The 9,810-nt window shown below is 67.0% G+C and carries 4 protein-coding genes; all 4 read right to left on the bottom strand.

Translation table 11 applies throughout. The features are described from left to right. The coding region (locus FNL14_RS22820) for a transglutaminase family protein (protein ID WP_142065056.1) at positions 1-1,823 on the bottom strand (1,823 nt) is incomplete at its 3' end. Further along, positions 1,820-3,151 (bottom strand): DUF58 domain-containing protein, encoded by a 1,332-nt coding sequence (locus FNL14_RS22815; protein ID WP_142065053.1) that lies wholly within the window; start codon positions 3,149-3,151, stop codon positions 1,820-1,822. The genes FNL14_RS22820 and FNL14_RS22815, both read right to left, overlap by 4 nt. A gap of 53 nt (positions 3,152-3,204) precedes the next feature. After that, the gene (locus FNL14_RS22810) at positions 3,205-4,176 is read right to left on the bottom strand and encodes a MoxR family ATPase (RefSeq protein WP_142065050.1); all 972 of its coding nucleotides are present in this window, start codon (positions 4,174-4,176) and stop codon (positions 3,205-3,207) included. Between the two features lie 83 nt (positions 4,177-4,259). Further along, positions 4,260-9,810 (bottom strand): Ig-like domain-containing protein (locus FNL14_RS22805; protein WP_142065047.1); only part of this gene is annotated, 5,551 nt, incomplete at its 5' end.

Raw genomic sequence — 9,810 nt, 5'->3', positions numbered from 1 at the left:
GACTTGTTCTCGGGATCCGGCGGGATGGGCACGTTGTCCTTGGGCGGGGTGGGGTCGAAGCTGACCCAGCCCACCCGCTCGAACGCGACCTCCACCCAGGCGTGCACGTCCTTGCCGGTGATCTTTACTTCCCCTGCCCCGTTTTCCGGGCTCGTCGGCTCGGGGTAGAAGCCCATAACCACGCGGGACGGGATGCCGAGGTGGCGCAGCATCAGGGACATCGCCACCGCGTACTGCTCGTCATCCCCCAGCATCTGCTTGGCCGTCAGCAGGTTCCTGATGCGGGCGGACCCGTGGCCCGAGACGCTGGGCAGCTGCCCTTCGCTGACCAGGCCGTTGCTGAAGGCGCCGGTCTTCTGGAAGTGCGCTTCAATTTGGCGCACCCTGTCGATGGCCGTAGGTGCGTCGGCAGAGAGGTCGTTGGCCTGGGATCCCACCACCGGTGGCACCTCGGCAGGAGCCGGCAGGGACACCTGGGCGAAATCGTACTGCGTCAGCTGCCCGTGTTCCAGCTTGACCGGATCGGACACCTGGACGCTGTAGGAATCGCCTTTGGACAGCCCGTTGGTGGTCACTGCGGTATCAGTGCCCGAGTTGAAGTAGAGGCCCGACGCCGCGGCGGAAGCGCCCTGGTCGAAGCTGATGCCGGTGGTCTTGCGGCCGCCTGGGACAAAGAAGCCCTGGTAGTCCTCGATGGTGATGCCGATGGAGTAATCGTTGGTGGGGACCACCCCCGAGGTGTCGGCCAACGTGTTGATGGACTCGGTGTCGCCCACCTTGCTGAAGTTGCCCGAGCCGTTGGGATCCATGTTGTAGTTGGTGCCGTTGAAAGCATCCAGGGCTCCCAGCCGGACGCGGCCGTCCCGCGGGAGGCCCTTGACCACAAACAGGGTGTCGTCCTTTTTGTCCTTGACGAACGTGCGGAAACTCGCGAGCGGTGTGATGTAGTCCTTGGGATCGAACGGCGGGACCACAACGTTCCGGAGGACCTTCCGGTCTCCCCCGGCGGTGACCAGCGGGGCGGACAGCGCAGTGACGGCCACGCTGGCGGCGATCACGCCGGCTGCCATGCCCAGCCTGCGCAGCTTGGCCCGCTGCGCGGTGGCGGAGTCGGTCTGCGGGTTGTTGACGGCCACTTTCCGGCTGCTGCTGCGCCGCAGGGCGTCGCGGCGGAACGTTGCCCAGGCGATGCCGAGCACCGTCAGGCCGATCCCGCGTTCGAGGGTGAGGAAGGCTGCGTTGGTGCTGAACGCGATGCCCGTAATGAAGAGGACCAGCACCGGAATGAGCGGCAGGTACGGGGTCCTGGCCCGCCAGGTAAGGACCCCTGCCACCAGCGCTGTGATCATGGAGCTCAGGAACGGGACAATGAGCACGCCGCCGGCAGTTCCCACCGGGACCCCGACGGTGAGCATGTCCTTCCAGGCGAACACAATGCCCAGGAGGAGGATCCGGAGCGAGTCCAGGGTGGGCACAAAGCCGGCGATGGCCGAGTCGGGCACTGCCAGCAGGGTCCCGAAGACGAGGTAGGCCCCGAGCGCCAGGGCCGAGGTGATCAGCAGCCCAAGGCGCAGGTGCGCGTTGACCACGCCGATGGCCAGGCCCAGGATGATCCCGCCGAAGCCGGACACCAGATAGTAGGGATCGCCGCCGAAACTGAGGCCGAAGCCGAGCAGGCCCAGCCCCAGGAGTACGGTCAGGGCGCCGGCGTCGAGCAGGAAATGCCAGAGCGGCTGCCCGTCGGCGAAGCCGGACTGCAGGCTGCTGCGGGCCTGCTGCCGGGCGGATGTGGTGCGCGGACGCAGCCCAGGTGCGGAGGTCATGCTGCCGCCTTCCGGAGGACGATGCCGAGGTCGGCGAGGTCGCCAAGGGTGAGTACTGTCAGGTCGGCGATGTTCGCCCTGCTGGACGCGGCGCCCGCTTCCACGCGGACGGCGAGGCTGCGCACCCCGGGCGGCACGGAGGCGGCGGCGGACCGGAGCTGGGTGGCGGTGACGTTGCTGCCCACCACAAAAAACACCACGGAGGCGTTGGGGACGGTGTCGGCCAGCGTCCTGGCGAGGTCGACGGCGGTGCGGCGCATGGGGGCGCCCACGATCCGGGTCATGTCATCGAGCATGTTGCGGCCGGTTTCGCAGCGCAGCGGCCCTTTCTGGGTGAGGACGTCCAGTTCGCGCTGCTCGCGGATGGCCTGCCGGCCGATGGAGGCGGCGGCGGAAATCGCCATCTCGAATTCCTCTTCCGAGGCGTATTCGTCGGTGTTGATGGACAAGGAAACGGCGAGGTGGGCGCGGCGGGTCTCTTCGAACTGGCGGACCATGAGCTTGTTGGTCCGCGCCGTTGTTTTCCAGTGGATGTGCCGCCGGTCATCGCCCGGGACGTAGTCCCGCAGGGCGTGGAAGGAAACGTCGGCGCTGGACAGGTCGGTGGTGGGCATGCCTTCGAGGTCGCGGATGAAGCCGGCAGCCGATCCGGCCAGGGCCACCGTGCGGGGATGGACGAAAAGATCCTCGGGCTCGGTCCACAGGACCTGCCGGCGCAACAGGTGCAGGGGGTCGGCGCGGACCGAGCGCACCGGACCCACCACGATCACGGCACGCCGGGCCGTGGGGATGGTGAAGAGGTCCTCGTGGACCTGCTGCGGTTTCATCCGGGGCAGGTGGAACACCGCGGTGACACCGCCCACGGGCAGTTCGACGGCCGCGGGCAGCAGGGGCCGGCTGGAGGTGTTGGTGACGGCGATGCTGCCCACGGCACTGTCCCCCACGGCAACGCGGGTCCGGGCCAGGTCCAGGACCACGCCATAGGTGGAGCGCCCGAGGATGAAGCCAACGGCGATCACGAACATCACAAAGGCTGCCACGGCGGCGGCCTTGGCCTCCTGCCAGCCGTAGGCCTGCCCCGCCGCCCAAAGGAGGATGGCGGCGGCCAGTACGGACCAGCCCAGCACGCTGATCACCGAGAGGACAGGCCAAACGTGCTTGAGCCATGCTTCTTTGACCGTTCGCCAGGCGGGTGCCAGGGCAAGTCCCGCAGTGCTGCTGGCCTCGGCCCAGACGGCGGACGGGTGCAGGCGCGTCGGCTGGCCGTTCCGGTGGAAAGGTTGCCTGAGGCGCTCGGCGATCCGGGTCAACGGGGTGCCGGTGGACATATGTGAACCTTCGTTGTGCTGCTGGGGATGGACTGTTGAGCCGGGTGCGGCGGTCAGGCGTTGGTGCGCTGCTGGGGCGCGGCCACGTCTGCCAGGATGCGGGTCAGGACGGCCTCGGCGGTGGCGCCGGAGAACTCGGCTTCCGGGTCCATCACAAAGCGGTGGGTCCACACCACGGGGGCCAGTTCCTTGATGTCATCCGGGAGGACGAAGTTCCGGCCCTGGGCCGCTGCCCAGACCTTCGCGGCACGCACCATGGCCAGGGCGCCGCGGACGGAGACTCCCAGCCGGGTTTCCGGTGCGCTGCGGGTCTCCTCGCAGAGCCGGGAGATGTATTCCAGGACCGCGGTGTCCACGTGGGTGGTGGCGGCGAGGTCGGCCATGTCCGCCACAGCCTGGGTGGTGATGACGGCGGTGAGGTCCTGGGAGCGGTCCTTCAGGTTCGAGCCGCCCAACAGCCGGACCGTGGAGGCGTGGTCCGGGTAGCCAATGGACGTCTTGATCAGGAAGCGGTCAAGCTGTGCCTCGGGCAGCCGGTAGGTGCCCGCCTGTTCGATGGGGTTCTGCGTAGCCATCACCATAAAGGGGCGCCCGGCGGAGTAGGTGACGCCGTCCACCGTGACGCGCGATTCTTCCATGACTTCCAGCAGGGCCGACTGGGTCTTGGGCGAGGCGCGGTTGATTTCGTCAGCCAGGACGATGTTGTTGAAGATCGGGCCCTTGTGGAACTCGAACTTCTGCGTCTTCTGGTCGTAGATGGTCACGCCGGTGACGTCCGAGGGCAGCAGGTCCGGGGTGAACTGGATGCGGTTGTTGGATCCCTGCACCGTGGCCGCCAAAGCCCGGGCCAGGGACGTCTTGCCGGTGCCGGGCGCGTCCTCAAACAGGACGTGCCCCTCCGCCAGCATGGCGGTGAAGGTCAGCCGGATGACGTGCTCCTTGCCCAGGACGGCCTTCCCCACGTTGGCGACGAGCTTTTCGAAGGTTTCAGCAAACCAGGCGGCCTGCTCGGTGGTCATGGTCATGGGGTTGCTCTTCCTTCTGTGATGGTCAGGTTGTTGTGCGGGACCGGGGGTACCGGTCCCGCTGGTGCGCCGGCGGTGCCGGCCTAGCGGTTGGGCATTCCGTTGGGCGGGTTGCAGCCGAGGCTGCTGGTGTCGCAGCGGATCCAGTTGCCGGCCGCCATGCCGGAGGTCAGGTGGTACCAGATGCCGCTGGGGTTGTTCGAGGTCTTGTACCAGACCTGGTAGCGGTCCGTCTGTGCGCCGGCGCCGGCGTCCAGCCACTTGCCCTCGCCGTTGCACTGCGACGGGTTGCCGGCAACATAGCTGTCCGTTCCCCTGCGGGGTTCGGTGCAGCTGCGGACCGGGCTCGCCGTGATGCCCCAGGAGTCAGGCGGCGGAGGCGTCGGGTCAGCACCGGACCGTGAATTTGCCGACCCGGGAGGACCGGGATCCACCGTCACAGCCCGCACCCGAAGGGTGCGCACCTGGTCCCATCCGCCCGCTGCGCGGTCATAGCGGTTGGCTTTGCCGACGTTGATCCAGCCGCCGCCCTCGTAGCTCACTTCAAAGTGGCTCAGGGGCCGGCCGTTCATTGCCGGGTTGTTCCAGGTCCAGTGAACGTCGCCGTCGCCCTTCGCGGAAGTGCTTCCGTCAACGTTGGGGGCGTTGGGCGGCCCGTAGGGGTTGCCGGTGCCGATAGCGCTGGCGTCGCCGGACACGTTGTTCTTGGTGGATGTGGCGATGATGGTGACGGTGATGTCCCGGCCGTTGGTCATGCCGCCGATCACTCCCCCGCCTGCGGTGATGGCGCCGCTCTTGCCGTCGGCGTTGTAGCTGTAGGCGATTTCACTTGCCGTGGAGCCGTTCCGCTGGGCCTCGGTTAGCGGCGTGAAGGTTACCTTCAGCTGGCCGCTGGTGCCGGTGGCCTCCACCGTCCCGCTGCTGACTTGGCCGGGCTTGCCTGCTGCCCGGATGGCCGCCGACTGTGGGCTGGTTCCGCTGGTTCCTGCCTTGTTGGTGGCGGAAACCGTGAACGTGTAGTTGGTTTCCGAGTTGTCCACTGTCACGTTCTGGGTGGTGCCGGTAACCTGCTGGCTGGATACCACAGCCCCGCCGCGGAGGGTGGTCAGGGTGTAGGCCGAGACGGCGTCACCGTTGTTGTTGGGCGCAGCCCAGCTGACCTTCAACTGGCTCTGCGAACCCAGCGAACCCGCCTGCGCAGCGGTAGGCGCGGTTGGCGTTGCCGGGACGCCCGCCGGAACCTCGGCAGCGGAGTAAGCGCTCCACTCCGACGGTTCCTTGGCATCATTGCGCGCCAGGACCCGGACCTTGTAGGACACCCCGTTCTGCAGGCCTTTCCAGACGTAGCTGACAGCGGTCAGGTTCTGGATCTGTGCGTTTTGCCCGGGCGGCGCCGGTGAGATTTCCAGGTCGTAAGACTTCACCGGCGAACCCTTGCTCGCCGGGGCCGTCCAGTTGACGGCCAGCTCCTTGTCGCCGAACTTCAGCGACGGAGCCAACGGTGTATCGGGCTTGACGTCCGGACGCACTTCCGCGGAGGCGGGCGACCGGTCAGACTCGCCGAACTCGTTGGTTGCCGTCACCTGAAAGTGGTACTTGGAGTTATTGACCAGACCGTTGAGGGTGCAGGTGTTGGCAGGGCAGTCCTGCTGGAACCCGCCCTCGCCGTACACCGTGTACTTGCTGATGGGTGAGCCGCGGTCCGCGGGCGCCGTCCAGTTCAGCAGCGCGGTCCGGTCCCCTACGCTCTGGGCTTGCGGCGTGGTGGGCGCCTGCGGTTTGTCCTTGACGGTGAGCCGGATGCGGGCGGTCGCCTGGCGGGAAGAATCCCCCGTCTTGTCGGCCACCGTGTAGGACACCACCATGGTCCCGGTGAAGCCTGGTGCGGGCGTCACCGTCACCGAATCTCCGCTGACCTCCACGTTGCCGCTGCCGGTTTCAGTTGCGGCCGCGATAATCTTCAGGGCCGTTTCCGGGAAGGGGTTGGCGTCGTTGGCCAGGACGTTGACGGTCACCGGTTTTCCGGCCGCGGCGTTGGGTTCAAGGTCGTCGTTCGCCACCGGTTTGGGCCGGTTCGATGCGGTGACGGCGAGCTGGTAGGTTGCCGTGGCTTCGAGACCGCGCGGGTCCCGGGCCTTGACCTGGACGGCGGCAGTGGTTCCCGTGCCGCTGGAATCCGCCGCCGAGACCTTCAGGGCTTTGCCGTCGATGCTGGCGTTGAAGCCGGCCGGAGACCCGCCCACCAGTTCGTACTTCATCTTCTCAACGTCATCCCGGTCCGGATCGGACGTCAGCTTCCCCAGGTCAGTGCTGGCCGAGTCCCCCTTCGGGACCTCCACGCTGGCGCCCAGCAGCTCGGGCGGGTTGTTCTTGTTGGGATCGGGGAGCACCTTGGTACGGATACTGAGCGTGGACTTCAGGCCGGCCGGATCATCCGGGCCGGTACCGTCCGTCACTTCGAAGGTCAGCGAGCCCGGGCCCACGTAGTCGGCGCCTGCCGTGTACTTGAGGCCGGTGCCGTCCCCGGTGACGGGATCGCCGCCGTCGGCGCCGATCAGTTTGATCCGGTCCGCCTGGGTCAGCCGTGGGGAACGGCCCTCGCGGACTTTCACCCACTCGTCCAGGTCAACGTCCACGGACTGGCCCGCGATCACCTCGATGACTTCGTCCTTGGCCAGGGTGGGTACCTGCTGGCCAAGGCCCGGGACCCAGATGACCGCCGTCGACTGCTGGCCGTCCACGTCCTCCACGGTGTACGGGATCAGCTGCGGCTGCTCGGTCAGGTCCACCACCATGTTGCCCTCGGCGCCGGGCCGGGCCGTAGTGGCCTCGGTGCTGATCTTGAGGTTTTCGCCCACGCCGTCGGGGTCCTCGTCGTTTTTCAGGACGGGGACATCAACAGCCGTCTTTCCCAGGGTCTGGGCGGACGTCACCCTGTCGTCCCGGGCGATGGGCGCCTTGAGGGGCACCTCGTTGTCCACCACCACGCGGATGGCAGCCTGCGCCGAGGCGTCCCTGTCATCGGCGATGGTGTAGCGCACGTTGACCGTTCCGGCTTCGCCCGGCGCCAGCAGGATGATCCGGCCGCTGGCTTTGCTCACCGTAGCCTGCAGTGCCGGATCAGCTTCGATGCCGTCGGTCAGGATGCGGATGAGGTCGCCGTCCGGGTCGGTGTCATTTCCGGTGGCGTCGACGGCGATCTGCCGGCCTGGCCGGACCCGGACTTCGTCGTCCACGGGCGTGGGTTTCTGGTTGACCTCGCCGCGCGGGGCCATCCCGACAGTCACCGTGCCGGTGTTGACCGCGCCCTGCCGGTCCACCACCTTGTAGCGGAACGTGTCGGTACCGGCGCCGTCGCCTGCCGCCGTGAAGTCGATGAAGTTGCTGCCCACGGTGGCGGTACCCATGGCCGGGGTGCTGTCGATGCCGGTCAACTGGACCGAGTCGCCGTCGGGATCGATGCCGTCCAGCGGGACAGGAATCCGTACGGTGCCGCCAGCCACCACCCGTGCCGTCAGGTTACGCGGCTGCGGACGCGAATTCTCGGCGCCTTCCAGCGGCAGGACATGGATGGTCACGGCCGCGGCGCTCTTTTGGCCCTGCGGGTCCACGGCGTTGTAGATGGCCCGGACTGTCTTGGGCTGGCTGCCGGCAATAAAACGGAGGGTGTTCTCCGAGACGAAGCTTTTCCCGTCCGCCGGGTCCACACCCTGCGGCAGGACCGGGTCCACGGTCAGTTCCTGGCCCTGCGGGTGGGTGTCGTTGTCGAGCACAGGGATGGTCACGACGTCGTTGACCCGGACATTCACTTCGTCCGGCTTGGGCTGGGGTGCTTCCACGACGGCGGGCGCCGGGACCGGGACCACCGAGACGCTGCCGGTGGCCGGCTTCTTCCCGTTGGACATGGTGTATTCGAAGAGGATGGGGTCCTTGGTTCCCAGGATGTCCGTGATGCGCAGGACGCTGTGGTTGATCACGCTGACCGACGCAGTGGAATTCTCCGGGAGCTTCACCGACTGCAGTACCAGGACGCCGCCGGACGGATCGGAGTCGTTGGCGAGAGGGTCCAGCAGCACGCTTCCGCCCGTGGGCATCAGCGCGACGTCGTGGACGGCCACGGGGTTGCCGGTGTCGTCGCCGGATTCCACGTCCACCCGGATGAGACCCTGGCTGCTTTGCGGCCCGTTGCTGGCGATGTAGGTGAGGTAGACGGGCCCGGGGGTGGTGCTGCGGAAGGTAAACGTGCCACCGTCGGTGACGGGGCCCAGCTCGGCGGGGCCGTTGGCTTCCACCTGGGCCAGGCGGAGGGCGCCCCCGTTGGGGTCGACGTCGTTCTTCAGCGGTGAGATGACCAGGTCCTGGCCTACCACGGCGGTGACGTGGTCGGCGTTGACCACCGGTGCCAGGGCTCCCGGGGGCTGGACGTTGACCACTACTTTCCCGGTGACGGTGGCGCGGCCGTCCCAGATGGTGACTTCGACGTTCTTTTTCCCGGCGGTGGCGCCGGAGTCCTGGAACGTGAGCAGGCCGTCGCGGCGGACCTTGACCTGGTCCTGTTCGTTGTCTGCCTTGGCGTCAAGGAGGACCAGGTCGTCGCCGTCGGGGTCAATCCAGTCGGTGAGGATGTTTTGGCTGACGGTTTTGCCTTGTTCCACCAGCATGGTGGTGTTATCGCCGCGCTTGAACTGCGGCGGCTTGTTCTCCTCCGGACCCACAACGCTGAGAGTCACCTGCCCTGCGGCGGAGAGGCCGCGGCCGTCAGAGGCGTTGTAGCTGAACGTCTCCGTCCCGGGTTTCGCGTCGGCCGGGACGGAGACCTGGAACGCGGTGCCGCCGTAGATCTTCTCCAGGGTGCCCGCCTTGGGGCCGGAGTCAGTCACGGCTGCGGTGAGGACGTCGCCGTCGGGGTCCGAGTCATTGTCCAGGACGCTGAGGATGGTGGTCCGGCCCGGGCGGACGCCGACGGCGTCGGGCTTGGTTTCGGGCGGACGGTTCGGTTTGGTGCGGTCCGGCAGGACGTTGATGGTGTTGTTGTCCGCCGATTCCTGGTCTTGTTCGTCGGATTCGTTTTTGGGTGGAACTACGTCGTCCCAGTTGTTGACCAGCTGCATGTTCTGGTTGACCAGCCACACATTCCCCGAGTTCACATCGTTCAGGACCACCAGGTCCCGGTTCACCCGGAAAACATACGACGGCGACGCACTCGCCTTCGGCACGTCCACGTTCTTATCATCAGCATCGTTCACGCAGTCACGGACGTACTTGTTCGCCCCCGACCACGCCGCGTGAACACACCCACCCAACTGCACCGGGCTGGCCGGGACACCCTCACCACCAAACGACACCGTCTTCGCCGTCCCACCATCAAGGGGCTGCTTCAACAACGCCTTCGGCGTGGAGATCGCGACAAAATCACTGCCCGGACCGGTCTGCTGCAACCTCGCATCCCGCGCGTTCTCCAACTGCAACCGCTTACCACCAGGCAACAACAGCTTCCCCGCCGCCGCATCCAGGACCACCGGCTGATCCCCCACCACAGTGATCTGCAGATCCCCCGAACCCTTCAACTCCCCCCAGGTCTCAGCATCCGAGGACGTGACTTCACCGTTGGCATCAACCCCGGTCACCGTCACC

This window comes from Pseudarthrobacter sp. B4EP4b (assembly GCF_006680095.1).
Taxonomy (GTDB): domain Bacteria; phylum Actinomycetota; class Actinomycetes; order Actinomycetales; family Micrococcaceae; genus Arthrobacter.
The sequence above is the reverse complement of the archived record's forward strand: the minus strand, read 5'-3'. Positions and strand labels throughout refer to the sequence as shown.